Origin of the sequence: Kocuria sp. CPCC 205231 (genome assembly GCF_040980965.1) — a bacterium.
GTDB classification, from domain to species: domain Bacteria; phylum Actinomycetota; class Actinomycetes; order Actinomycetales; family Micrococcaceae; genus Kocuria; species Kocuria rosea.
The window spans coordinates 39143-63109 of sequence record NZ_JAVKPP010000017.1 but is presented as its reverse complement, the minus strand read 5'-3'; the positions used below and the strand labels follow the sequence as shown (position 1 = coordinate 63109).

Below are 23967 nucleotides of genomic sequence, written 5' to 3'. Positions count from 1 at the left end.
AGCGGGACGGCGGGAATCCCGGTCCGCGGGGGCCCGGGCACCGCACCGCACCCGGCCGCCGCCGGCCCTCCGGGCCAGGACACGGACGGCCCGCGGCCCGAGGTCCTGGACGAACCGGGGCAATGCGGGTTGAGTGGCACGCATGACCACCTTCACGTTCAGCTCCCGCGTGCCCCACCCCGTCGAGGACGTCTTCGCCTGGCACGCCCGCCCGGGGGCGCTCACCCGGCTCACGCCCGCGTGGACGGGCTCCGTGGTGGAGGAGTCCTCGCCCCCGCTGCAGGACGGGACGCGGTCCCGGCTGCGGGTGGCCGTGCCGGGCTCCTACGGGCTGGCCTCGGTGCCCTGGACCGCGGAGCACCACGGCTTCGTCCCCGGCCGGGAGTTCCGGGACCGGATGGTGAAGGGCCCGCTCGCCTCGTGGGAGCACCACCACCGGTTCGACGACGACGGGCACGGCGGGACCGTGGTCACGGACACCGTGGAGTACGCGGCGCTGCCGGGCAGCAGGGCGTTCGGGGACCGGCTGATGAGCCCGGCGCTGGGCCGCCAGTTCGAGGCCCGCGCCCGGCGGCTGGCCGCCGACCTCGAGCTCCACAGCCGCTATCCCGGCCGGCCCCTGACCGTCGCCGTCACGGGGGCCTCGGGCACCATCGGCGTGCAGCTGGCCGCGCTGCTGAGCACCGGAGGCCACACGGTCCTGCGCTTCGTGCGCCGCGAGGCGCGCACCCCCCTCGAGATCTCGTGGGACCCGGCGGCCGGGGAGCTGGACCCCGCCGCGCTGCGGGGGGTGGACGTCGTGGTGAACCTCGCCGGGCGCAGCATCGGGGGGCGGCTCACGGACGCCGCGAAGGAGCAGATCCACGACTCGCGGGTGCTCGGCACCCGGCTGCTCGTCCGCGCCTTCGTCGCGCTCGGCGACGAGGCCCCCGCAGCGCTGGTCAACGGCTCCGCGATCGGATACTACGGGGCGGACACGCACGGGGAGAGCGTCACGGAGAAGTCCCCGCCGGGCGACGACTTCCTCGCCGAGGTCTGCACGGCGTGGGAGCGTGCCGCCCAGGAGGCCGAGGCCATCGGCACCCGCGTGGTCACGGTGCGCACCGGGGTGGTGCAGAGCCCCGCCGGCGGCGCCCTCAAGGCCCAGCTGCCCCTGTTCCTCGCGGGGCTGGGGGGACGGCTCGGCTCCGGGGACCAGTGGCTGAGCTGGATCTCGCTGGACGACACGGTGGGTCTGTTCGCCCACGCGGTGCTCTCCCCCGGCCTGCACGGGCCCGTCAACGCCGTGGCCCCGATGCCGGTGACGGGCCGCGACTACGCCCGGACCCTCGGCAAGGTCCTCGGCCGGCCGGCCCTGCTGCCCACCCCGGGGTTCGGGCCGAAGCTCGTGCTCGGCTCCGAGGGCGCCGAGCTGATGGCGCTCGCGGACCAGCGGGTCTCGGCGGACCGGGCCATCGACCGCGGCTACCGGTTCCGCCACCCCGACCTCGGCTCGGCGCTGCGGGAGGAGCTGGGCCGCTTCTGACCCGCCCCGGCCCGCCCGCCGCCACCGCCGGGACCACCACGTCGGCCCGGGCACCCCGCGGATCCGCGGGGTGCCCGGGCCGACGTGGCGGGTCAGCGGCAGGACGGCCGTCAGAGGCGGCCGGAGACCGGGAACCGCTCCCAGGCGCGGTGGCTCTTCATGAGCGTGACCACCTGCTCGACCACGGCGGCGGCGTCCTTGCCGGAGACCACCCCGGGCGCGCCCTCGGGCAGGCCGGCCGCGGCGAGCACCTGGCCCTTGGCGCCCCAGGTGCCGATGGCCTTGGCCTGGCGGAACACCTCGCCGAGCAGCAGGTGCACGCGCGGGTCCACGCCGCCGGGGGCGACGGCTCCGGCCTTCGCGTCGAGGCCCTGCCGGGCGTCCGGGGCCGGCGGGACGGCGCCGGCCACCAGCACCGAGTCGAACTCGACGGAGCGCGCCGTGAGGTAGGTCCGGTGGGCCACGACCTTCCCGCCGCGCCCGACCGGCCCGCCGTGCGGGGCGATGACCAGCGGCACCATCCCGGCGTCGTCGATCGCGGAGACCACGGCCATGAGGTCGTTCTCGTCGGGGTCGGGGCCCACCACGATCCCGACCTGCCGGCCGTCGAGGGGCCACTGCCCGCCGACCTGGGACAGGGCGGGGCTGGGCTTGATCCTCCCGTGCTTGACGGTCGGCTTCGGCGCCGGAAGGCCCAGGCCCTGGGCGACCACGGCGCACAGCTTCTCGTCGATGTTGGCCAGGGCCTGCAGCTGGCGCTCCTTGACCGCCTGCTCCCAGCACTTGCCGAGCTCGAAGGTGTACGCCTGCGCGATGTGCTCCTTCTCGACGTCGCTCATCGACAGCCAGAACAGGCGGGTCTGGGTGTAGTGGTCCTCGAAGGTCACGGGGTTCCCGCGCTCCTTGACCGACTCCGCGACCGGGGCCGGGTGGTCGATGAAGGGGCGGGCCGGCTCGTCGGCGGGGAAGGGGTTGTTCCCGTCCAGCGAGTTCGGGTGGTAGGGCGCCACCCCGCTGTGCACGGCCGTCTGGTGCATCCCGTCCCGGAGCATGTCGTTGACCGGGGCGTGCGGGCGGTTGATCGGCAGCTGGGTCCAGTTGGGCCCGCCCAGCCGGCTGAGCTGGGTGTCCAGGTAGGAGAACAGCCGGCCCTGCAGCAGGGGGTCGTTGGTGACGTCGATGCCGCGGACCAGGTTGTTCGGGTTGAAGGCGACCTGCTCGGTCTCGGCGAAGTAGTTGGACGGGTTGCGGTTGAGCGTCATCAGCCCGACCGGCTCCACGGGCGCGAGCTCCTCCGGGACGATCTTCGTGGGGTCGAGCAGGTCGATGCCCTCGAAGACCTGCTCCTCGTTGTCCTCGAAGACCTGCACCCCGAGCTCCCACTCGGGGTGGGCGCCTGCCTCGATGGCGTCCGCGAGGTCCCGGCGGTGCACGTCCGGGTCCATGCCCATCGCGATCTGCGCCTCCTCCCACAGCACCGAGTGCACGCCGAGCTTCGGCTTCCAGTGGAACTTCACGAGCACGCTGCGGCCGGCGTCGTCGACGAGCCGGAACGTGTGGACGCCGAAGCCCTCCATGGTGCGGTAGGACCGGGGGATGCCGCGGTCCGACATGTTCCAGATCGTGTGGTGCTGCGCCTCGGTGTGCAGGGAGACGAAGTCCCAGAAGGTGTCGTGGGCGGACTGCGCCTGCGGGATCTCCCGGTCCGGGTGGGGCTTGCCCGCGTGGATGACGTCCGGGAACTTGATGGCGTCCTGGATGAAGAACACGGGGATGTTGTTGCCCACGAGGTCCCACGTGCCCTCGGAGGTGTAGAACTTCGTGGCGAAGCCGCGGGTGTCCCGGGCGAGGTCGGCGGACCCGCGCGAGCCGAGGACGGTGGAGAAGCGCACGAAGACCGGGGTCTCGACGTCCTTGCCGAACACGGCGGCGGAGGAGATCCTGCTCGCGGTGCCGTAGGAGCGGAACACGCCGTGGGCGCCGGCGCCGCGGGCGTGCACCACGCGCTCCGGGATGCGCTCGTGGTCGAAGTGGCTGATCTTCTCCCGGAAGTGGTGGTCCTGCAGGAGCACGGGACCGCGCCGGCCCGCCTTCAGGGAGTGGTCGGTGTCGGCGCGCCGGGAGCCGTGGGCGGTGGTCAGGTGCTCGCCGCCCTGGGCGTTGAGGGTCGGGTCGATCCCGGTGTCCTGGCCCGTGGGGCTCACCGGCTCCGGCGTGCCCTGGTCCGGCTTGGGCGGCAGCGGCGGGCGGGGCGTGGTGGGCTCCGCGAGCGGGGCGGTCTCGCTGCCGGGGACGCCGGGAGCCATGGGCGCCTGCCCCTCGGTCCTCTGCCTCTTCCTGTTCAGCCTCTTGCGCATGATGGACCTCCCGGTCGTCGAAGTGCGGTCGACACCGGCCGGTCCCGGTCCGGACGGACGGGAACGACCAGCTCACTTACCATTAGTGCACTCCCGTGAGGCAGGGCACAAGTCACCGGACCCGCCTCCGCGCTGGGTGAACAGCCGACCGCGCCCCGGGCGGACTCCCCGGACGGAGCGGAACGGACCCCCTCGGCGCCGTGGCCGAGGGGGTCCGGGACGGAGGGGCTCAGTCCTCCTCGACGTCGACCCGCTCCTGGCGCACGGTCTCCTCGACCACCTCCGTACGCTCCGTGCGGCGCACCACCAGGCGCACCCGCTCGTAGGGCACGCGCACCGTCTGCACCACGGGCACCTCCCGGTAGAGGATGACCTCGTCCTCCCCCACCGGCAGCTCCCGGCCGGCGAGGAACGCCTCGCGCTCCTCCTCGGTGACGGGGGTGCGGACCTCCTCGACGTCCTCGGACGCCAGGGTCTGCTCCGCGCGCACCGGCTCCTCCACCACGTACTTGCGCAGCCGGGCCCGCCCGGACTCGACGCGCTCGGTCCCGACCTGCAGCCGCTCCTCGTGCCGGACCACGGAGGGGGTCTCGCCGGGGCGACCACCGCCCCCGAGGTCACCGGTCGCGTCCCCGGCGGCGTGGCGGCCGGCACCGCGCTCCGCCCCGGCCCGGGTCGTGGTGTCCCGGTCCGTGGTGTCCCGGGTCGTGGTGTCCGGGCCGGTGGCGTCCCGCTCCACGGTGTCCAGGTCGGCGGTGTCCGGGCCGGTGACGTCCCGGCCGGTGGCGTCCCGGCCGGTCGCCTCCTGGTCGAAGGCCCCTCCGCCGGCGCCGGACGGCTCGTCGCGCCGGCCGTGGTCGCGCCGGTCGTCAGACCGATCGTCGCCCACGCTCTCGCGGTCGTGGCCGGCCGTGGCGTCCGCCCCGGTCAGCGACTCGCCGGTCCCGCGCACGGGCGAGCCGTCGTCGCGGCCTGAGTCGTCGCCGTGACGGACGGCGTCGTCGTCCCCGGCGTCGATGTTGTAGGCGGGAGCCCCGCCGCGCGGGTCGCGGGTGTCGGTGGCACCCGAGGTCGCGGAGCCGCCGATGTCGCCGTCCTCCCGCCCGTAGGCGTTGTGGTCCCAGAGCTCGGTCGCCGAGCTGGGCGGGTGGCGCTCCACCCCGGTGTCGTCCGCGTCCCGCCCGCCGGCGCGCCCGGCGGTGGGCTCCTCGTGGGCGTACTCCTGGTCGTACGGGCGGTCGTCGGAGGTGGACATCGTGGACTCTCCTCGGGGTTGCAGTCGACAGCCACATTTTATCAGCGTGCTGAGCTGTGGCGCATTCCACTCTACGGGGGACCGGGGACCGGCGCGCCGGAGCGCCCGCCCTTGTCCGCCCGGGCCCACGGTGCGAGGATCGATGCATGAGCACCTGGACCGCCCTCGCGGCCGGCGGCGCCGAGGCCGTGCGGACGGGGGCGTGGGAGAGCGGTGCGACGGTGGCCGGAGCGGTCGTCGTCGTGCTGATGGTGGCCGCCACGGTCTCCCTGCTGCGCAGCCCGGTCCTGGATCCCGTGCTGCGCCTGCTGTGGCTGCTCGTGATCCTCGCGTTCCCCGTCGCCGGCGCGGGACTGTGGTTCGCGCTGGGCCGCCGGGCCCCGCGCCCGCAGGACCCGCACCCCGCGTAGCCCGCCGACACCCCCGCAGGACCCGGCCGAGAAAGGACTCCGCATGAGCTACACCCAGGACGGGCACGGGTTCTTCACCCGGGCCCTGGACGCCGAGGACCGCGGACGGCTCGACGAGGCCGAGACCGCCTACCAGCAGGCCATCGTGCTCTTCGAGGAGGAGGGCGACTCCCTCCAGGAGCAGGCCGCCTGCCACTACAACCTGGGCCATCTCTACTTGGGGATGAACCGCCCCGGCCGGGCCGTCACCGCCTACGAGAGCGCCCTCGGGCTGTTCTGCCGCATCCCCGGCAGCGGCAAGCACCTGGCCCGCACGCACCTGATCCTGGGCAGCCTGCTGCTCGAGCTGGACCGCGCCCACGACTCGGAGGAGCACCTCCTCGACGCCCTGGGCCAGTACCTCGACGCCCCGCACGAGGCGCAGGACCAGGCGCAGTGCCACGTCAACCTGGGACGGGTGTACGAGCTGGGCGAGCGCCACACCCAGGCCATCACGGCCTACAACCGGGCGCTGGACTTCTACCAGGAGACCGAGGCCACGGCCACGGACCAGGCGGAGTGCTTCACCGCCCTGGGCCGGCTCTACGAGCGCGCGGGCCGGATGAAGGAGTCCGGGGCCGCCTACGCGGCGGCCGCCCGCCTGCGCTGGTCCGCCGAGCAGCAGCGCCTGGAGCAGCAGAGCCCCGCCCGGGACGCCGGGGTGCCCGACGGAGAGGACCGTTCATGAGCTCGCGCCTGATCTACGGCTGCATGACCATCGGGGGGTCGTGGGACGACGCCCCGCCGAGCGCAGGGACCGTGGACCGTGCCCGGGCCGCGGTGCACGCGGCGCTGGACGCCGGCATCACCGACTTCGACCACGCCGACATCTACGCCCACGGCAAGTCCGAGGAGGTCTTCGGCGAGCTCCTCGCGGAGGACCCGGAGCTGCGCCGGAGGGTGCGCCTCCAGACCAAGTGCGGGGTGCGCCTGCCGGGCAACACCGCGGCACCCGGCGCGCCGACCCACTACCGGCTGGACCGGGACACGATCCGGCGCGGCCTCGAGGGGTCCCTCCGCCGGCTCCGCGTGGACTCCGTGGAGCGCTTCATGCTGCACCGGCCGGACCCCCTGGCCGATCCCCGGGAGGTCGCGGGGACCCTGGACGAGCTGCGCAAGGAGGGGCTGATCCGCTCCGTGGGCCTGTCCAACATGTCGACCCGCCAGGTGTCCCGCTACCAGCAGGTGCTCAGCACGCCCGTCACCGCGGTGCAGCTCGAGCTGAGCCTGCGGCACCGGAGCTTCGTGGAGCAGCAGATCCTGGCCAACCACCCCGAGGGCGCGGAGCACTCCTTCCCGGAGGGGCTCCTGGAGTACTGTGCGGCCGACGGCATCGAGGTGCAGGCGTGGGGCGCCCTGGCCCGCGGCCTGTACACCGGTGCGCCGATCCCGCCCGAGGACCAGCACGCCGCGGCCACCGCCGAGACGGTCCACCGGATCGCCTCGGCGCACGGCGTCCCCGGCGAGGCGGTGGTCCTCGCGTGGCTCATGAAGCACCCCGGCGGGATCCGCCCGGTGCTGGGGACCACCGACCCGGAGCGGATCGCCGCGTGCGCCGCGGCGGAGGAGCTCGCGTCCCGGCTCGGCCACGAGGACTGGTACGCGCTGCTCACGGCGGCGCGGGGCCAGTCCGTCCCCTGAGCCCGCCCCGGCCGCTCAGCCCGTGAGCCGCGCACCCAGCTCGCCGGCCGCCTCCCGGAGGGCGGGCACCATGTCCACGAGGTCCTCCAGCCGGTGCCGGAACACCGGCGCGGACAGCGCGAGCGAGCCGATGCAGCCCCCGCCCGGCCGCAGGACGGGCACCGCGACGGCGACCATCCCCACGTCGTGCTCCTGGTCCTGGGTGGCCCAGCCCTCCCGCCGGATCCGCTCGACCCGCCGGCGCAGCTCGTCCCGGTCCGTGAGCGTGGCCGGGGTGCGGGCCTCGAGCTCGATGGTGCCGAGCAGGTGCTCGCGCACGTCCTCCGGGGCGAACGCGAGCAGGCACAGCCCGAGGGCCGAGGAGTGCAGCGCGCCGCGGTAGCCGGGGTCGGAGGTGACCCGGAAGTCCGGCCCGTCCTCCTTGGCGAGGGTGTGGAAGCGGTCGCCGTCCAGGACGGCGAAGAGGCAGGACTCCCCCGTGCGCTCGACCATCCGCCGGAGCACGGGCACGACCGTCCCCGTGATCCCGAGGCGCTGGGCCACGCTGTGGGCGGCGTGGAAGATCTTCAGCCCCAGGACGTAGCGCCTGTCCTCCTGCAGCTCGGCGAAGCCGTCCCGGACGAGCGCGTTGAGCAGCCGGTAGGTGGTGCTGAAGGGGTAGCCGCAGATCTTGGTGGCCTCGGCCGCGGTCAGCCCGTCCGGGTGCTCCCCCAGCAGCTCGAGCAGCCGGAGGGCCTTGCCCACCATGTCCTGGCGGGCGGCCCCCGCCGGCTCCGGGGCCGTCACCGGGGGCCCCTGGCGCCGGGGAGGGCGGTTCTGATCGACGTTCGCACAGCAGCGCTCCGTCCGTCCTGCGGTTGACATGTGGACCAGCTCACAGAGATCATGATCACACAGTAGCAGTGACTTCCACAATATGAGAACCAGATCGCGTTGTGGACCGACCCGAAGGACCTCCATGAGCTCAGCAGCGACGACCGCCGGGACCACGGCCCCGCCGCCCTCCGGCCGGACGCCCCGCAAGGCCGCGCTGGCCAGCTGGATCGGCAGCGCCCTCGAGTACTACGACTTCGCGGTCTACGGCACCGCCGCCGCCCTGGTGCTCAACCACCTCTTCTTCCCCGCCGAGACGTCCCCCGGCGTGGCCATCCTCTTCGCCATGGGCACCGTGGGCGTGGCGTACGTCGTCCGCCCGCTGGGGGCCCTGGTCATGGGTCCGCTGGCCGACCGGTTCGGCCGCAAGTTCGTGCTCATGCTGACCCTGTTCATGATCGGCGGGGCGACCTTCGCCGTCGGCTGCCTCCCGACCTACGACCAGGTGGGGATGCTGGCCCCGGTGCTGCTCGTGCTGTGCCGCGTGGTCCAGGGGCTGTCCGCCGCGGGCGAGCAGGCCAGCGCCATCTCCATGTCGCTCGAGCACTCCGACGAGGACCGCCGCGCGTACACCACCAGCTGGACCCTGCAGGGCACCCAGTTCGGGACCCTGCTGGCCACCGCCGTGTTCATCCCGTTCACCCTCCTGCCGGAGGAGGCGCTGTTCAGCTGGGGCTGGCGCGTGCCGTTCTGGCTCTCCGCCGTCGTCGTGGTGGTGGCCTACCTGATCCGCCGCCACCTGGAGGAGCCCCCGGCCTTCCGGGAGGCCCGCGCCGAGACCCCCGCCGAGCAGCCGGAGTCCCCGCTGCGCGTGCTCCTGCGGCACCACCGGGCCGCCGTGGTCCGGATCGCCGCTGCCGCCATGATCAACACCGTCAACGTGGTGTTCACGGTGTGGTCGCTCTCCTTCGCCACCTCCGTGGTCGGCCTCGAGCGCTCCACCATGCTGTGGGTCTCCGTGCTGGCCAACGCCGTCGCCCTGTTCGTGATCCCGGTCGTGGCCGTGCTCGCCGACCGCATCGGCCGCAAGCCCGTCTTCCTCGCGGGGGTCCTCGGCCCCGCCGTGCTGATGTACCCCTACCTCTCGGCGGTCCACGCCGGGAACTGGCCGCTCATCTTCGTGCTCGGCGCCGTCATGTCCGGGTGCTTCTACTCGATGGCCAACAGCATCTGGCCCTCGTTCTACGCCGAGATGCTGCCGCTGCGGGTCCGGGTCACCGGCCTGGCCCTGGGCACCCAGATCGGCTTCGCCGTCTCGGGCGGCTTCGCGCCCGTCCTCGCCTCCGCCGTGGCGGGTCCCGCCGGCGACAACTGGCTGGGCGTGGCCGTGTTCGTCACGGTCGCGTGCCTGATCTCCGGCGGCGCCGCGCTCACCGCGAAGGAGACGGCGCGGAAGTCCCTCGACGAGATCGACGCGCTGCACACCTCGCGCACCGAGGCCGCCGAGCTGCGCGCCCTCGAGGCCCGGGGCCGGGGCGCCGAGAACGAGGGCGCCGCGGAGCCGGCCGCCGCCGGGGCGGCACGCTGATGCGCACCTCGATCGCCACGGTCTGCCTCTCGGGCACCCTCGAGGAGAAGATGCACGCCGCCGCGGCCGCCGGGTTCGACGGCATCGAGGTCTTCGAGCAGGACCTGGTCGTCTCCCCCTCCTCCCCCGAGCAGATCCGGGAGCTCGCCGCGCAGCTGGGCCTGAGCCTGGACCTCTACCAGCCCTTCCGGGACTTCGACGCTGTGGGCCCCGAGCGGCTGGCCGCGAACCTGCGGCGCGCCGAGGCCAAGTTCCGGCTGATGGACCGGCTCGGCACGCAGACCCTGCTCGTGTGCTCCAACGTCGCGACCGCCGAAATCGATGACGACAACGTCATGGCCGACCAGCTGCGCCAGCTCGGGGACCTCGCTTCCGGCTACGAGGTCCGACTCGCCTACGAAGCCCTGGCCTGGGGGAAGTTTGTCGATGACTTCGAGCGCGCCCAGCGGATCGTGGACCTCGCCGACCACCCGGCCGTGGGGACCTGCCTCGACAGCTTCCACATCCTCTCCCGCGCCTGGGACCCGGCCCCGATCGAGGACATCGCGGCGGAGAAGATCTTCTTCGTGCAGCTGGCCGACGCCCCGCTCCTGCACCTGGACGTCCTGTCCTGGTCCCGCCACCACCGGGTGTTCCCCGGGCAGGGCGACTTCGACATGGTCGGCTTCATGTCCCACCTGGTCCGCGCCGGCTACGACGGCCCCGTGTCCCTGGAGATCTTCAACGACGCCTTCCGCCAGGCCGACGTCAACCGCACGGCGGTGGACGGGCTGCGCTCCCTGCGCTGGCTCGAGGACCAGACCCGACGGGCCCTGGCCGGGGAGCGGACCCGGGACACGCTCGAGCTCCAGCCGCTGCCCGCGGTCGAGGAGCCGGCCGGCCACGACTTCGTGGAGATCCGCACCGGGCGGCTCGGCGAGACCACCCGGCTCCTGCACCAGCTCGGCTTCGCCCTGGGCGGGCACCACCAGTCCAAGGAGAACGTGCAGGTGTGGGTGCAGGGACCGGTGCGGGTCGTCGTCAACGACGCGGTCCCGGACGGCTCCCCCACCGAGGTCGCCGCGCTCGGCTTCGACGTCGCCGACCCGGACGCCGCCGTCGACCGGGCCGCCCGGCTCAAGGCCCTGCCCGTGCCCCGCTCCCAGCGCGACGACGAGCAGGTCCTGCGCGGGGTGTTCGCCCCGGACGGCACGGAGATCTTCTTCTGCGAGCGCACGGCGGACGGGGTCCCGGGGTGGCTGGGCGAGTTCGGCGCGGACGAAGAGCTCGACACGGGGGCCCTGGTCACCGGGGTGGACCACGTCAACATGGCCCAGCCGTGGCAGCACTACGACGAGGCCGTGCTGTTCTACACCTCGGTGCTGGCGCTGGAGGCGCAGGCCGCCCAGGACGTCCCCGGCCCCTCGGGGCTGGTGCGCAGCCAGGTGATGCGCTCGGCCAACGGGGCGGTGCGGATGCCGCTCAACGTGGCCCCGACCGCCGCGGAGCAGGGCTCCTTCGTGGGCGCGGCCTACCCCGAGCACGTGGCGCTGTCCTGCACGGACGTCTTCGCCGCGGCCCGGCGGGCCCGCCGGCGCGGGCTGCGGTTCCTGCCCGTGCCGCAGAACTACTACGAGGACCTCGACGCCCGCTTCGACCTCGACGCCGGGTTCGTGGCCTCCCTGCAGGAGCTGCACCTGCTCTACGACCGGGACGCCGAGGGCGAGTTCCTGCACTTCTACACGGAGACCCTGGGCACGGTGTTCTTCGAGGTGGTCGAGCGCCGCAACGGGTACTCCGGCTTCGGCGCGCCCAACGCCCCGGTCCGGCTCGCGGCGCAGTACCGGCGCTCGCAGGCGGCCCACCGGGCGCGCACGGAGGCCTGAGCACCCCGCCCCGGGGCGCGCGGGTCAGCGGAAGACGCGCGGGCCCGCGTGCGGGGCGAGGAGCTCCTGCTGCTCCGCCGAGATGCGCAGCACCGTCCCCGTGGCGGGCACGAAGAACGCGAGCTGGGTCTCGGCCCGCACGCACGCCCGGCGCGAGACCACGTCGGTGATCTCGAAGCCCAGCGTCAGCGCCCCGCCGCGGGCGGAGACGACCCACACCCGGACCTCCACCGGCGTGTTGCGGTACTCGAGGGGGCGGAGGTACCTGATCCGGTTCTCGGTGATCAGCGCCTGGGTGCCCTCCGGCAGCGCGGAGAAGAACGGGATCAGCGGGGGCTCCACCTGGTCGCCGGTGCCCACGGGCACGCCCAGGGCCGCGATCCGCGACTCCTCGAGCAGCCGCACGACCTCCACGTTGTTCACGTGCCCGTACGGGTCCATGTCGCCCCAGCGCATGGGCACCCGGCACAGCACCCCGGTCTCGTCCTCCACCGTCATGCGGTCCGTCCTCCTCGGTCCTCGACCTGCCGTGCGCACGGCACGTCCGCGCGGCACGCCCGCGCGCACCGCACCGGCGTGCTACATCGTAGGCCCGCACCGGCCCGCCCGGGCGGCCTCGGCCCGTCACACGGCGGCCGCGCCCAGCGGCGGGTGCGACAATGTCGGCTGATCCGGACTCCGTCCCCACGACCGGCGAGGAGCGGCCCCGATGCCCCGCAGTGCCCGCACCACCCGCCGCCCCGTCCTCCGCTCTGCCCGGGCGACCTGGGTGCTCGTCCCGGTGCTCGCGCTGCTCCTGGTCTGGCTGGTCGCCGGCTGGACGGCGTTCCAGCACCCCCGGACCGACGTCCCGGCGCGCTCGGACGCCCTGCTCGTGCTGGGCCCGCCGGACCGGACCCGCATGGCCGAGGCGCTGCGGCTCATGGACGCCGGAGTGGCGCCCGTGCTGGTCGTGGCGAACCCCGGCACCGGCGACCTCGGCGACGCCTCGGGCCGGGTGTACTACACGCGGGCCGCGCAGACCTGCGCGGGGGGCGGCGAGCAGGACTACGAGGTGATCTGCTTCCGCCCCGACCCCTCGACCACCCAGGGCGAGGCCATGGAGCTGCGCGCACTCAGCGAGCAGCGAGGGTGGGAGCACGTCAGCGCCCTCACCTACCGTCAGCACGTCGCCCGCTCCCGCCTGCTGCTGGAACGCTGCTACGCCGGGGAGCTGGACGTGCTCTCCTTCGACTACCCGGCCGTGCCGCGGGGTCACCTGCGGGAGTTCATCTACCAGTCCGGCGGCTTCGTGAAGGCCTGGCTCACCCCCGGCTGCGACCAGCAGCTGCCGTGGCGGCCCAAGTCCCTGGACTGAGCGGTCGGCCGGGACCGGTGGCCGTGCTCTGCGGCTCCCACCTTCCCCCGCCGCAGCCCGAGGGGAAGACTGGGCCCATGACCGACCTGCAGTGCCCCGCCACGGCCGTCCTGCTCGACGACGCCGTCCCTCCCCCGCCGTGGACCGCGCGCCTGCGCGTGGCCGAGCGGTTCACGGCCCGCGGCGCCGAGGAGCTGGTCTCGCTCGTCGAGGACTCCGCCGACCTGTTCCGCGGCGAGACCTTCGTGGTCGCCGCCCCCGCGGGTGACATCGAGGCGGCGCTGCGGCGGCGGAGCGTGCGCGGCCGGGCACCCGTCGTCGTCGAGGTGGACTCCGCGGGGTGGCGGTCCGTGGCAGCCCCCTGACGCCCCGCTCCCCGACGGGGGCCGGTCAGGCAGAGCGCTCGAGCTCGTCGGCCACCCAGCCGTGCACGATGCCCGCGAAGGTGTGCGGGTCGGTGAGCACGCCCATGTGCGCGGTGTCCGTGACGATCCGCGTGACATGGCCCTCCTCCGGGTCGAGCGCGTCGATCGCGGGGTCGTCGTCCCCCTGGATGAGCAGCACCGGCAGCTCGGTGTGCTCGAGCAGCAGGGGTGTGCGGTCCGGCCGGTCCCGCATGGCCTCCAGGGCCCGGACCACGGCGTCCTCCGGCCAGTCCCGGGCCTGCCGGAGCGCGGCCTCGACGTCCTCCTCGCGGGCGTCCTCCCGGAACGTCCGGGGCATCTGCCGGTCCGCGTAGGCGGCGACGCCGTGCTCCCGCACGGCGTCGAGCACCTCGCACACCCGGTCCGCGTACGCCTCCAGGTCGGCGGCTCCCTCCGGGAGGTCGCCGCCGCCGACGCCCGGCAGGTCCACCGTGAGCACGTCGTGGAAGGCCTCGAGCAGCGGCCGCGCCCGGTCCCACAGCCGCTGGGTGCACAGCAGCCCCGGGAGCAGCAGCAGGGTGGGCGCCCCCGAACCGGAGCGATCGGATCGGAGCACGGCGCTGTCCTTCCGTCGGCGGAGTCCTGGCCGTCAGCCTACGGACCCGGGGGATCCGGTGTCACCGGGCGCCCGTCGGGCAGTCCCGGCGCTGTGCTGTCCGGCCGGGACCCTAGTGTTTCCGCTGGTGAGGTCGCCCTGACCCCACCGCACCGAAAATCCGAGGAGGACATCACTCTCATGATGGGACCGAGCCATGCGGCCTGCGGGGCGGCCGCATGGGTGGCGCTGACCGCCGACTACCAGCTGCACCTCCAGGACCTCACCGTCCCGATCGGCTGGGGCGTCCTGGACGTCGGCGACGCCGGTGTGCTCACCGGGGCGCTCGTCACCGCCGGGGCGGCCCTGCTGCCGGACCTCGACCACCCGGACGGGACCGTGGCCCGGTCCCTGCGCCCGCTGTCCACCTGGCTGGCCCGCGGGATCTGCCGGCTCTCCGGCGGGCACCGGCGCGGCACCCACTCCGTGCTGGGCGTGGCGGTGTTCACCGGCCTGGCCGCCGCGGCGCAGAAGATCGGGATCCCGGTCGAGGGCCTCGGCTGGGTGTGGCCGCTCGCCGCGGTGATGTCCGTGCTCCTCATCGCCTTCGCGGTGCAGGTGCTCGCCTTCGTGCCGGACCGGGTCGCGAAGCTCAACTGGGTCGTGGGGATCGGGCTGGGCGTTCTGGTGGGGCTGCACCCGCCCGCCCACGAGTGGTGGTTCGCCGCGGCCGTGGCCACGGGGGTGGTCGCCCACCTGGCCGGGGACCTGGTGACCACGCGCGGGATCCACCTGCTCTACCCGCTGCGGATGCCGCTGCCCCTGCCCCGGTCGGTGTACAAGAACCGGTCCTTCCTCACGGTGCCGCTGATCGGCAACGCCGGCTCGGCCGCGGAGATCGCGCTGCTCGCCCCGATCACCCTCTTCGCCCTGACGGGCCTGTGGGGGGCCTTCGCCCTGACCACCGGGCTCGTGGTCGCCTGAGCCTCAGACCACCCGCCCGTCGGCGGCGTGCTCGCGCACCTGCTGCCCGCGCTCCTTCCGGATCAGTTCGAGCGTGCGGATGAGCCGCGGCATCGTGATGATGACGAGCCCGCCCACCATGTTCAGCGGGATGACCCACAGCATCCACACCAGCCACGCCGTGTAGGAGATGTCGGCGCCCGCGTGCATCGCCCCGAAGATCACCGCCGAGTTCAGTGCGCCGTGCAGCATGCCCAGCCCGACGACCAGCAGGCCGTCGATGAGCGCGATGGCGGTGTGCACCACCTCGTTGCTGGATCCCTGGCTCATCCGCGTCCCGAGCGTGATGGTGCTGCCGGCCAGCAGCGCCAGAGCGGCCGACTCCACGGTGAGGCCCCCCTCGAGGTACTTGGCCGCCGACTCCTCCAGGACGTCGTGGAACTGCGGGAACCCCGCCACGATCAACCAGGTGAACAGCCATCCGCCCAGGAGGTTGGTCAGCAGGGTCACCGTCCAGAAGCGCGCCAGCTGCCACCAGGTGCTGTGCCGGGAGACGACGGCGTAGATGGGCACCAGGAAGTTCTCCGTGAACAGCTCCGAGTGGGCGAGCTGGAGCGCGAGCAGCCCGAAGCCGAACGCCGCGCCGGCCAGCAGGTCCGACCCGGTGGCCTCCTTGACCGCCAGGTAGGCGAGGATGCCCACCCCCACGTCGATGCCCCCGAAGAGCCCGGTGATGATCATCGCCCGCCACGTGCGGGTCAGGCGTTCCGCGCCCTCGGTGACCGTGTTCTCGAACTCCTCGACCAGCTCGTCCTCGAGCGGCTCGTCCGTCCTGCCCAGCTCCTTGCGCTTCTCCTCGAGATTCTCCCTGTCGGGTTCCATCCGTGCCCCCTGTGTGCCCTCGTCGACCCCTGACCGGAATGCGGCAAGCCTACTGACAGCAGGCCGGAGACCACGATTGGCCAACGGGGGCGACTGTGGGTAGGATTGTCGTCGTTGCCCACAGCGGTCCGCCGCTGTGATCCACGAGCGCGAGTGGCGGAATAGGCAGACGCGCACGGTTCAGGTCCGTGTGCCCGAAAGGGCGTGGGGGTTCAACTCCCCCCTCGCGCACCACACAGGCGAAGCGGGACATCCGACGGATGTCCCGCTTCGCCTTTTGTGATGCCCCCGGACCGGCCGGAGCAGCCGGGCCCCGGCAGCCGGGCTCAGCCGACCGGGATCACCCCGGCGTAGTCGGTCTGGTAGCCGGTGACCGGGGCGTGCGGGATCTCGTCCCAGCGCTCCGGGTCCTCCTGCTGGACCTCCCCGGTGGCCAGGCCGAGCAGCAGCTCCTTCACGGCGAGCACGTTCTGCCGCACGCTCTTGCCGCGGGCCTTCTGGCCGAGGCTGCCGTCCGAGGAGTTGCCCGAGGTCTCGAAGAACACCACCGGGTGGGAGTGCCCCTCGGGGTTGAGCCCGCCGTGGTCCAGGCCGAGCATCATCGCCGAGACGACACCGCCCTTGATGTCGATCTCGTAGCTGCCGCCCACCTGGTAGCGGTCGATGTTGATGGAGCCGTACTTCGAGAGCTCGTCGTAGACGTGCACGTTCATCTGCCGGGTGAGCCGGTCGTAGGCGCCGCCCTCGAGCCCCGGCAGGGTCGGTCCGCCGGGAGCGAGGGAGATGCCCAGGGACAGGGTGACGTCGTCGCCGGTCCCGTACTGCGTCTTGAGGCCCTGGTGGTGGATGTCGACGCCCCAGGCCGGGTCGACCGTCGTCCAGTACTCGTAGAAGGCGCGGGACTCGTCGGCCGCGAAGCCCTCGGCCGTCCAGTCGCGGTTGAGGTCGATGCGCTGCGGCGTCCCGCCCTCCGGCGCGCCGGAGACCTGGTCCCACAGGACGGTGTGCCGGATGTTGGCCTCGGCGCCGTCCGGGTTGTACATGGGGATGATGTGGAAGGTGAACCTCGAGCGCAGCAGCTCGTACTCGGACGAGCCGTCGGTGCCGAGCTCCTTGAGCAGGCTCAGCAGGGCGTCGGTGCCGTAGGGCTCGTTGCCGTGGATCCGGCCCTGGAGCCACACGTGCTCCGGCCCCGAGCCGACGGTCGCGACCCACAGGTCCCGGCCCTGCTCGGAGGTGCTCACCTCCATGCCGGCCTCGGCGAGGGTGAAGGCGTCGACACCGTGGCGGCTGGTCCGCTCCAGCTTCTGCAGCTCCCGCTCCACGTCGTCGGGGGTCAGGATGCTCGAGATGCTGGTCCTCCCCTCCGTGGCGGGGAAGTTCGCGTCCGCGGCGGCAGGTGCGGCGGCACCGAGGGGAAGGGCGACGGCGAGCGCGAGCGCCGCCGCGGTCCGGCGCCGGCGGCGCGGGCGGTCCGAGGAGCGTGCGGTCGCAAGGTCGCGGTGCTGAGGGATCATGTGCTGGTCCTCCTGGGGGATGGGGCTGCCGGTGCGGCCCGGGGGGCCGCGCCTGAGGGGGTGCTCGCGATGCTATTCGCGATGGCACACGTCCGTCACCGGCCGGCCCGCAACAATGGAAGTACTGCTCGGTAGACCTGCGTCCGCCGGCGGAACGTCCACGGGCTCCGCGCGGGCCGGTCCCCCACGGAGCCCGGTGATCCGGGCCACATCGGCCGCGGGGTGACGCCCGGCGTCGCGCTCCCCTGCGCCGTAGCCATAGACTGGGCGACTGTGAAAGCACTGCTCCTGGAGAACGTCCACCCCGAGGCCGAACGCATCCTGTCCGAGAAGGGCATCGAGGTCGAGACCCGCAAGGGCGCCCTCGACACCGGAGAGCTCGTCGACGCCCTCGAGGGCGTCGAGCTGCTCGGCATCCGGTCGAAGACCCACGTGACCCGGGAGGTGTTCGAGGCCCACCCGCAGCTGCTGTCCGTGGGCGCCTTCTGCATCGGCACGAACCAGATCGACCTGGCGGCCGCCACCGAGCACGCCGTGACGTGCTTCAACGCCCCCTACTCCAACACCCGGTCCGTGGTGGAGCTCGCGATCGCCGAGATCATCTCGATGGCCCGGCACCTCACGGACAAGAACAAGGGCATGCACGAGGGCGTGTGGGACAAGTCCGCCGAGGGCGCCCACGAGGTCCGCGGCCGCACCCTCGGCATCGTGGGCTACGGCAACATCGGCTCCCAGCTGTCCGTGCTCGCCGAGACCCTCGGCATGCGGGTCTACTATTACGACGTGGTGGACCGCCTGCCCCTGGGCAACGCCCAGCGCTGCGACACGCTGGAGGAGCTGCTGGAACGGGTCGAGACCGTCTCGCTGCACGTGGACGGGCGCACCAGCAACAACAACCTCTTCGGCCGGGATCAGTTCGAGCGGATGCGCCCCCGGTCCCTGTTCCTGAACCTGTGCCGCGGCATGGTGGTCGACTACAACGCACTGCGCGACGCCCTGGTCAGCGGGCACATCGCCGGCGCCTCGGTGGACGTCTTCCCCAACGAGCCCAAGGTGGCCGGGGACCCGTTCACCTCGGTGCTGCAGGGCCTGCCCAACGTGATCCTCACCCCGCACATCGGCGGCTCCACGCAGGAGGCGCAGGTGGACATCGGGCGGTTCGTGGCAGGGAAGCTCTCGTCCTTCGCGACCTCGGGCTCCACGACCCTGTCGGTGAACATGCCGCAGGTCCAGCTGGACACCGCCGTCAACGGCACCCGCATCCTGCACCTGCACCGCAACGTCCCGGGCGTGCTGGCGACCGTCAATAGCGTGCTCGGCGACCACGGCATCAACATCGACCGTCAGCAGCTGTCCACCCGCGGGGACACCGGCTACCTCGTCACGGACGCCGGCAACGGCGTGACCCGGGAGGTCATCGAGCAGATCCTGGGGCTGCCCGAGACCATCCGCCTCAGCACCATCAACTGACGCACCGCCCGCCTCCGGCTCCTGACGGAGGCAGGTGGCACAATGACCGCATGAGCGGCGTCCTGGAGCAGCCTGCCGTCCACGGCAGGAGCACCTACGGAGCGGTGGTGCTCGCCCTCGCACCGGCGGGGGCCGCACCGGGCCCCGACGACACCGCCCGCGCCGGCGACGACGGCGCCCCGGTCCCGATACGCCCCGCCGGCGGAGTCCTGCACCCGCGCCACGAGGCGGGGGCCGCCGAGCTCTTCGCCCGCCTGCGCGCCGAGGGCGTGCTCACGGCCCTGGTCACCACCCGCCCGGAGCTGGGCGCGGGACCGCCGGCGGACATCGTGGTCGCGGCCGATCCGCCGCGGGACGGCACCACGGGGCGGGACGGGCCGGACCCGCACCCGCCGGCCGCCTCCCTGCTGCTCGCCTCCCGCCGCCTGGCGGTGGAGCCCGAGCACATCGTGGTGGTCAGCGACAGCGACCGCCTGGTGCGGACCGCCGTGACCCACGGCTTCGGGCTCGTCGTGGGGCTCGACGGCGCGGGCCGGCGGGGCCGGCTGCTCGCCGCCGGCGCCCACCTCGTGGTGGACGACCTCACGGACCTCGACATCCCGGTCGCCACCGCCCCGGGGGACTCCGACTGGGCCGGCGGCTGCGGCGGGGGCAGCCCGTGGAACCTGACCTACGCCGACCTCGACCCGCCGCGCGAGGGGATGCGGGAGTCGCTGTGCACCCTCGGCAACGGGTACATGGCCGTGCGCGGCGCCGCGAGCGAGTCCCGGGCCGACGGCACGCACTACCCCGGCACCTACCTTGCGGGCGTCTACAACCGGCTGCGCTCCGAGGCCGCCGGTCTCGTCCTGGAGCACGAGGACCTCGTGAACGCCCCCAACTGGCTGCTGGTGCAGTACCGCGTCCAGGACGGCTACTGGTTCGAGCCCACCCCGGACAACGTGCTGGAGCACCACCAGGACCTCGACCTGCGCACCGGGGTGCTGACCCGCACCCTGCGCTTCCGGGACGAGGCCGGGCGCACCACCCGCGTGACCACCCGCCGGTTCGTCTCCCAGGACCAGCGCCATCTGGCGGGGCAGGAGACGGTCTTCGAGGCCGAGGACTGGAGCGGGACCCTGACCGTGCGCAGCCTCGTGGACGCCGACGTCCGCAACCGCAACGTCGCGGAGCACGCCGCCCTGGCCGGCCGGCACCTGGCCGACGCCCGGCTCGAGGACCTGGGCCACGGGACCGCACGGGTCGAGGTGGCCACGTCCTGGTCCGGCGTCCGGATCGCCGTGGCCGCCCGCACCCGGGTGCTCCGCAGCGGCACGGAGGACCGGCTGCTCTCCCGGGTCCCGTCCCGGCCCGCGCCCGGCGTGGTGGGCCACGAGCTGCGGCTGCGGATGGACCCGGGGCGGGCCGTGCGGGTCGAGAAGGTCGTCGCCCTCGTGACCTCGCAGGACCGGGCGATCGCCACGCCCGCGCACGCCGCGTCCACGCTGCTGGAGCGGGCGGGCGGCTTCGACGAGCTGCTCTCCGCCCACGTGGTCGCGTGGCAGGCCCTGTGGTCCGCCTTCGCCGTGGCCACCGACGCCGGCGGCCAGCAGGGCCTGGCCGTGAACCTCAACACCTTCCACGTCCTGCAGTCGGTGGCGGCCGCGCACCCGGACCTGGACGCCGGCGTCCCGCCCCGCGGGCTGCACGGCGAGGGCTACCGCGGCCACGTGTTCTGGGACGAGATGTTCGTCTACCCCATGCTCACCCTCCGCCGGCCCGAGTGGACCCGGGCGCTGCTGGCCTACCGGTACCGGCGCCTGCCCGAGGCGCGGGCGGCGGCCCGCGCGGCCGGCCACGAGGGAGCCATGTTCCCGTGGCAGAGCGGCAGCGACGGCCGCGAGGAGACCCCGCGGGCGCTGTTCAACCCCCGCACCGGCCGGTGGATCCCGGACCACTCGCGGCTGCAGCGCCACGTGGGGCTGGCGGTCGCGCACAGCGTGTGGCAGTACTACCAGGCCACGGGCGACACCCGCTTCCTGATCGAGCAGGGCGCCGAGCTCGTGGTGGAGATCGCCCGGTTCTTCTCGAGCCTCGCGGTGCACGACCCCGAGGACGACCGGTACGTGATCACGGGGGTGATGGGCCCGGACGAATTCCACGACGGCGCCCCGGGCGCGCCGGGCTCGGGGCTGCGCAACAACGCCTACACCAACGTCATGACGGCGTGGCTGCTCGCGCGGGCGGTCGAGATGGTCGAGCGTCTCGGCCAGGACTACGGCGGGCCCCTGTGGCGGCGCCTGGGCCTGCGGGAGGACGAGGTGGCCCGCTGGGAGCGGGTCCGCACCCGGCTGCGGGTGCCGTTCCTGGCCGGCGGCGTCCTCGCCCAGTTCGAGGGCTACGAGGAGCTGCCGGAGCTCGCCTGGGAGGACTACCGGACCCGCTACGGCTACATCGGGCGCCTCGACCTCATCCTCGACGCCGAGGGGCGCTCCACGAACGACTACCGGCTGGCCAAGCAGGCCGACGTCCTGATGCTGCTGTACCTGTTCTCCGCGGAGGAGCTGCGGGAGCTGCTGGGGCAGATGGGCTACGACTTCCCGGCGGAGGCGGTCCGGGCCACCGTCGCCTTCTACTGCGACCGCTCCTCGCACGGGTCCACGCTCTCCAACGTGGTGCACTCCTGGGTCGAGGCCCGCCGGGACCGCCCCAGCTCCTGGTCCTTCCTCACCCGGGCGCTCAACAGCGACCTCGTGGATGCCCAGGGGGACACGGTCCGCGAAGGGGTGCACCTGGGGGCCATGGCCGGCTCCGTGGACATCCTCACCCGCTGCTACACGGGCCTGGAGGTCCGGGACGACATGCTGTGGCTGCACCCGGCGATCCCCCCGCAGCTGCCCAAGGTGTCCTTCTCGATCAGCTACCGGGACCAGCCCATCCAGGTCGAGGTCACCCGCGCCGGGCTGCGGCTCTACCTCGCCCCCGGCCCCGCCGAGCCCGTGCGCGTGAACGTCGACGGCGAGGTCCACGAGCTCGCCGCCGGGCAGATCCGGCACTTCCCCGTGGCGGTGACCGATGCCTGAGCCGTGCACCGCCGGCCACGGGGCCGCGGTCCCCGTGGAGGACCCCACGAGTTCACCGGATGATCACCGGGGGTTCCCCCTCGGTGGCACCGTGGTCGGGCCGCCCGGTCCACCATGGGACGACGACGCCCCCGCACTCCCCCACCCTGGAGCAGTGATGTCCTCAGACACCGTCCTTCTCGACCGTTCCACGACCCCCGGCGTCGCCGATCCCGCGGTGCCGCTCATCGGTCCCGCCACGGGCCGCGCCCTGCACGTGATGAGCTACAACATCCGCTTCCACCACAGCGGCACGCACGCCGGGAACCCGGACCACTGGCCCGACCGCGCGCCCCGGCTGGCGCGGCTGCTGCAGCTCGAGCAGCCCACGCTGCTCGGGGTGCAGGAGGCCCTCCACCACCAGCTGCCGGCGGTGGAGCGGGCGCTGCCCGCCGGCTACCGGATGGTCGGCTACGGGCGCGCCGGGGGCAGCAAGGGCGAGTACTCCGCGATCTTCTACGACGCCCGGCGCCTGGAGCTGGTGGAGTGGGACCAGTTCTGGCTCTCCGGCACCCCGGAGCTCATCGGCTCCACCACCTGGGGCAACGACATCCCGCGCATCGTCACCTGGGGCCGCTTCCTGGACCGCGGCACCGGCACCGACCTCGTGCTCGTCAACACCCACTTCGACCACGACTCCGAGACCGCCCGGGACCGCAGCGCGGAGGCCCTGGTCGAGCTCGTGCACAGCTTCCACCCGCACACCCCCACCCTGGTCACCGGGGACTTCAACGCGGAGGCGGGGGACTCCGGGGCTTACGAGACGCTCGTGGGCTCCGGGGTGCTCGCCGACACCTGGACGGCCGCCGAGGAACGGCTCACCCCCGCGTGGGGCACCTTCCCGGACTACGGCGAGGCCGTGGAGGGCGAGGAGCGGATCGACTGGGTGCTGGCCGGCCCCGGCGTCCGGGTGCGCCGCGCCGCGATCAACACCGCCCGCTTCGCGGGGGGCCACCCCAGCGACCACGCCCCGGTGCAGGCGCTCGTCACCCTCGACCGGGACTGAGCGCTACTCCCCTGCGGGACCGAGGGCGAGCGGGCGCCACGGGCGGGCGCCGTCGGCCTCCGCCCCCATCGACCCCACGGTCCGCGCGGTGCGCGCCAGGGACGCCGCGTCCTCCTCGCGGGAGCGGCAGACGTCCTCGGCCGGCAGCGCGCACCACCGGATCGGGTCCAGGGTGAGGATGTGCGGGGTCCACACCGGGTCCCCGGCCACCCACTCCCCGTCCTCGCGCGCGAAGGACATGCTGACCGTCAGGCCCTCGTTGTTGACCGGCACCCGGGTGGCGTGCTCCGAGACGCTGTTGCCCAGGCCGTGCACGATCCAGGTGTCCCCGCGCTTCTCGATCGGCAGCACCGAGTGCGTGTGGTGGCCGTAGACGAAGTCGAACTCCCCGCTGTCGGCGAGCGCGTGCGTGACCTCGAACTGCTGCCGGTCGGGCGCCGAGGAGTACTCCTCGCCGGCGTGCACCGCGGCCAGCACGATCTCCGCCCCCGCCGCCCGGGCCGCGCGCGCCTTGCGGACCATCTCGGGGACGTCCAGCAGGTCCACGCGCCACGCGGCGTCCGGGACGTTGCCGTTGAGCCCGTAGGTGCCGGTCACCAGGCCCACCCGCACGCCGTCCGCGTCCAGGACCAGCGGCTCCCGCGCGTCCTCGGCGGCGCGGTACGTGCCGGTGGTCGCGATCCCGGCGTCCGCCAGGACGTCGAGGGTCCGTTCGAGGCCCTCCGGGCCGGCGTCCACCGCATGGTTCGAGGCCGTGGTGCACGCGTCGTAGCCGAGGTCCGCCAGCGCCGGGACGATCTGCGGCGGCACCTCGAACGAGGGGTACCCGGAGAAGGGGCCCTCGGCCGCGGCGAACGGGGTCTCCATGTTGCAGACGGCGAGGCCGGCGTCCTCCGTGAACGGGCGCAGGCCCTCCACGAGCGGGCCGAAGTCCAGCTCCCCGTCCCCGTCCGCCTCGGCCTGCGCCCACAGCCCCGGGTGGAGCAGGACGTCGCCGGTGACCACGACCTCCAGCCGGTCCGGGGCCGCCTCCGGCGCTGCGGGGGCCGACGACGCCGCCCCGGTCCCGTCCGGAGCGCTCGCCGGCGGCCCGGCCGGCTCCGGGGAGCAGCCGGCGAGGACCGTCGCCCCCGCCAGGAGGACCGCGGTCAGGCCCGCCGCGGGGCCGTAGCGCACCGGCGGGAGGACACGACGAGAACTCATGGACCGAGGGTAGGC

Annotated in this window: 20 protein-coding genes and 1 tRNA gene; 13 read left to right on the top strand and 8 right to left on the bottom strand. The window is 73.7% G+C overall.

Annotation, left to right across the window (positions count from 1 at the left end; translation table 11 throughout):
• The first annotated feature begins 142 nt into the window (after positions 1-142).
• The gene (locus RF640_RS16035; RefSeq protein WP_017834386.1) at positions 143-1525 is read left to right on the top strand and encodes a TIGR01777 family oxidoreductase; all 1383 of its coding nucleotides are present in this window, start codon (positions 143-145) and stop codon (positions 1523-1525) included.
• 110 nt (positions 1526-1635) lie between these two features.
• On the opposite strand, the gene RF640_RS16030 is transcribed toward RF640_RS16035, so the two are convergent.
• Both RF640_RS16030 and RF640_RS16025 read right to left on the bottom strand, forming a co-directional pair.
• Positions 1636-3831 (bottom strand): catalase, encoded by a 2196-nt coding sequence (locus RF640_RS16030; protein WP_035925816.1) that lies wholly within the window; start codon positions 3829-3831, stop codon positions 1636-1638.
• Between the two features lie 280 nt (positions 3832-4111).
• Positions 4112-5137, bottom strand: a complete 1026-nt coding sequence (locus tag RF640_RS16025) for a YsnF/AvaK domain-containing protein (RefSeq protein ID WP_251355994.1) — start codon at positions 5135-5137, stop codon at positions 4112-4114.
• A 146-nt stretch (positions 5138-5283) separates the two neighbouring features.
• Here RF640_RS16025 and RF640_RS16020 point away from each other — a divergent pair, with 146 nt between their 5' ends.
• Genes RF640_RS16020 through RF640_RS16010 form a run of 3 tightly spaced genes read left to right on the top strand, consistent with a single transcriptional unit; the run spans position 5284 to position 7227 of the window.
• Positions 5284-5547 carry a PLDc N-terminal domain-containing protein gene (locus RF640_RS16020; protein ID WP_251355995.1) on the top strand — a complete coding sequence of 88 codons (264 nt, stop codon included), beginning with the start codon at positions 5284-5286 and terminating at the stop codon, positions 5545-5547.
• A 43-nt stretch (positions 5548-5590) separates the two neighbouring features.
• The gene (locus RF640_RS16015; RefSeq protein WP_035925808.1) at positions 5591-6274 is read left to right on the top strand and encodes a tetratricopeptide repeat protein; all 684 of its coding nucleotides are present in this window, start codon (positions 5591-5593) and stop codon (positions 6272-6274) included.
• Entirely contained in the window at positions 6271-7227 is a 957-nt protein-coding gene (locus tag RF640_RS16010; protein ID WP_109222268.1) for an aldo/keto reductase family oxidoreductase, read from the top strand. The genes RF640_RS16015 and RF640_RS16010 overlap by 4 nt, the downstream gene beginning before the upstream one ends.
• 15 nt (positions 7228-7242) lie before the next feature.
• On the opposite strand, the gene RF640_RS16005 is transcribed toward RF640_RS16010, so the two are convergent.
• Positions 7243-8013 carry an IclR family transcriptional regulator gene (locus tag RF640_RS16005; protein WP_126349817.1) on the bottom strand — a complete coding sequence of 257 codons (771 nt, stop codon included), beginning with the start codon at positions 8011-8013 and terminating at the stop codon, positions 7243-7245.
• Positions 8014-8185: 172 nt separating this feature from the next.
• Here RF640_RS16005 and RF640_RS16000 point away from each other — a divergent pair, with 172 nt between their 5' ends.
• Entirely contained in the window at positions 8186-9628 is a 1443-nt protein-coding gene (locus RF640_RS16000; protein WP_109243694.1) for an MFS transporter, read from the top strand.
• A complete protein-coding gene (locus RF640_RS15995; RefSeq protein WP_368828377.1) occupies positions 9628-11493 on the top strand; it encodes a bifunctional sugar phosphate isomerase/epimerase/4-hydroxyphenylpyruvate dioxygenase family protein in 1866 nt (621 codons plus the stop codon). Before RF640_RS16000 ends, RF640_RS15995 begins: the two co-directional genes overlap by 1 nt.
• Positions 11494-11517: 24 nt before the next feature.
• Here RF640_RS15995 and RF640_RS15990 read toward each other — a convergent pair whose 3' ends face one another.
• Positions 11518-11991: a thioesterase family protein gene (locus tag RF640_RS15990; protein WP_017834068.1), complete on the bottom strand. Its 474-nt coding sequence runs from the start codon at positions 11989-11991 to the stop codon at positions 11518-11520.
• Positions 11992-12202: 211 nt separating this feature from the next.
• On the opposite strand from RF640_RS15990, the gene RF640_RS15985 reads away from it, so the two are divergent.
• Both RF640_RS15985 and RF640_RS15980 read left to right on the top strand, forming a co-directional pair.
• Complete coding sequence (locus RF640_RS15985; protein WP_284562761.1) at positions 12203-12850, top strand: YdcF family protein; 648 nt, start codon at positions 12203-12205, stop codon at positions 12848-12850.
• Positions 12851-12927: 77 nt separating this feature from the next.
• Entirely contained in the window at positions 12928-13215 is a 288-nt protein-coding gene (locus tag RF640_RS15980) for a hypothetical protein (RefSeq protein WP_035925795.1), read from the top strand.
• Positions 13216-13240: 25 nt separating this feature from the next.
• Here RF640_RS15980 and RF640_RS15975 read toward each other — a convergent pair whose 3' ends face one another.
• The gene (locus tag RF640_RS15975) at positions 13241-13831 is read right to left on the bottom strand and encodes an alpha/beta fold hydrolase (protein WP_109268591.1); all 591 of its coding nucleotides are present in this window, start codon (positions 13829-13831) and stop codon (positions 13241-13243) included.
• Positions 13832-14011: 180 nt separating this feature from the next.
• Here RF640_RS15975 and RF640_RS15970 point away from each other — a divergent pair, with 180 nt between their 5' ends.
• A complete protein-coding gene (locus tag RF640_RS15970; protein ID WP_017834072.1) occupies positions 14012-14794 on the top strand; it encodes a metal-dependent hydrolase in 783 nt (260 codons plus the stop codon).
• 3 nt (positions 14795-14797) lie between these two features.
• Here RF640_RS15970 and RF640_RS15965 read toward each other — a convergent pair whose 3' ends face one another.
• The gene (locus tag RF640_RS15965; RefSeq protein ID WP_368828376.1) at positions 14798-15655 is read right to left on the bottom strand and encodes a formate/nitrite transporter family protein; all 858 of its coding nucleotides are present in this window, start codon (positions 15653-15655) and stop codon (positions 14798-14800) included.
• A gap of 147 nt (positions 15656-15802) precedes the next feature.
• Here RF640_RS15965 and RF640_RS15960 point away from each other — a divergent pair.
• Positions 15803-15889 (top strand) — tRNA-Leu (locus tag RF640_RS15960).
• A 92-nt stretch (positions 15890-15981) separates the two neighbouring features.
• Here RF640_RS15960 and RF640_RS15955 read toward each other — a convergent pair.
• A complete protein-coding gene (locus RF640_RS15955) occupies positions 15982-17172 on the bottom strand; it encodes a M14 family zinc carboxypeptidase (RefSeq protein ID WP_368828375.1) in 1191 nt (396 codons plus the stop codon).
• A 273-nt stretch (positions 17173-17445) separates the two neighbouring features.
• Between RF640_RS15955 and serA the strand changes: the two genes are divergently transcribed.
• The 3 genes from serA to RF640_RS15940 all read left to right on the top strand — a co-directional run bounded on the left by serA (position 17446) and on the right by RF640_RS15940 (position 22749).
• A complete protein-coding gene (serA, locus tag RF640_RS15950; RefSeq protein ID WP_095651311.1) occupies positions 17446-18642 on the top strand; it encodes a phosphoglycerate dehydrogenase in 1197 nt (398 codons plus the stop codon).
• Between the two features lie 50 nt (positions 18643-18692).
• Complete coding sequence (locus RF640_RS15945; RefSeq protein WP_368828374.1) at positions 18693-21704, top strand: glycosyl hydrolase family 65 protein; 3012 nt, start codon at positions 18693-18695, stop codon at positions 21702-21704.
• A 157-nt stretch (positions 21705-21861) separates the two neighbouring features.
• Entirely contained in the window at positions 21862-22749 is an 888-nt protein-coding gene (locus RF640_RS15940; RefSeq protein ID WP_017834077.1) for an endonuclease/exonuclease/phosphatase family protein, read from the top strand.
• Between the two features lie 3 nt (positions 22750-22752).
• Here the strand turns inward: RF640_RS15940 and RF640_RS15935 are convergent, their stop codons facing one another.
• On the bottom strand, positions 22753-23952 hold the full coding sequence (locus RF640_RS15935; protein WP_368828373.1) for a CapA family protein: 1200 nt from the start codon (positions 23950-23952) through the stop codon (positions 22753-22755).
• Positions 23953-23967: the final 15 nt, after the last annotated feature.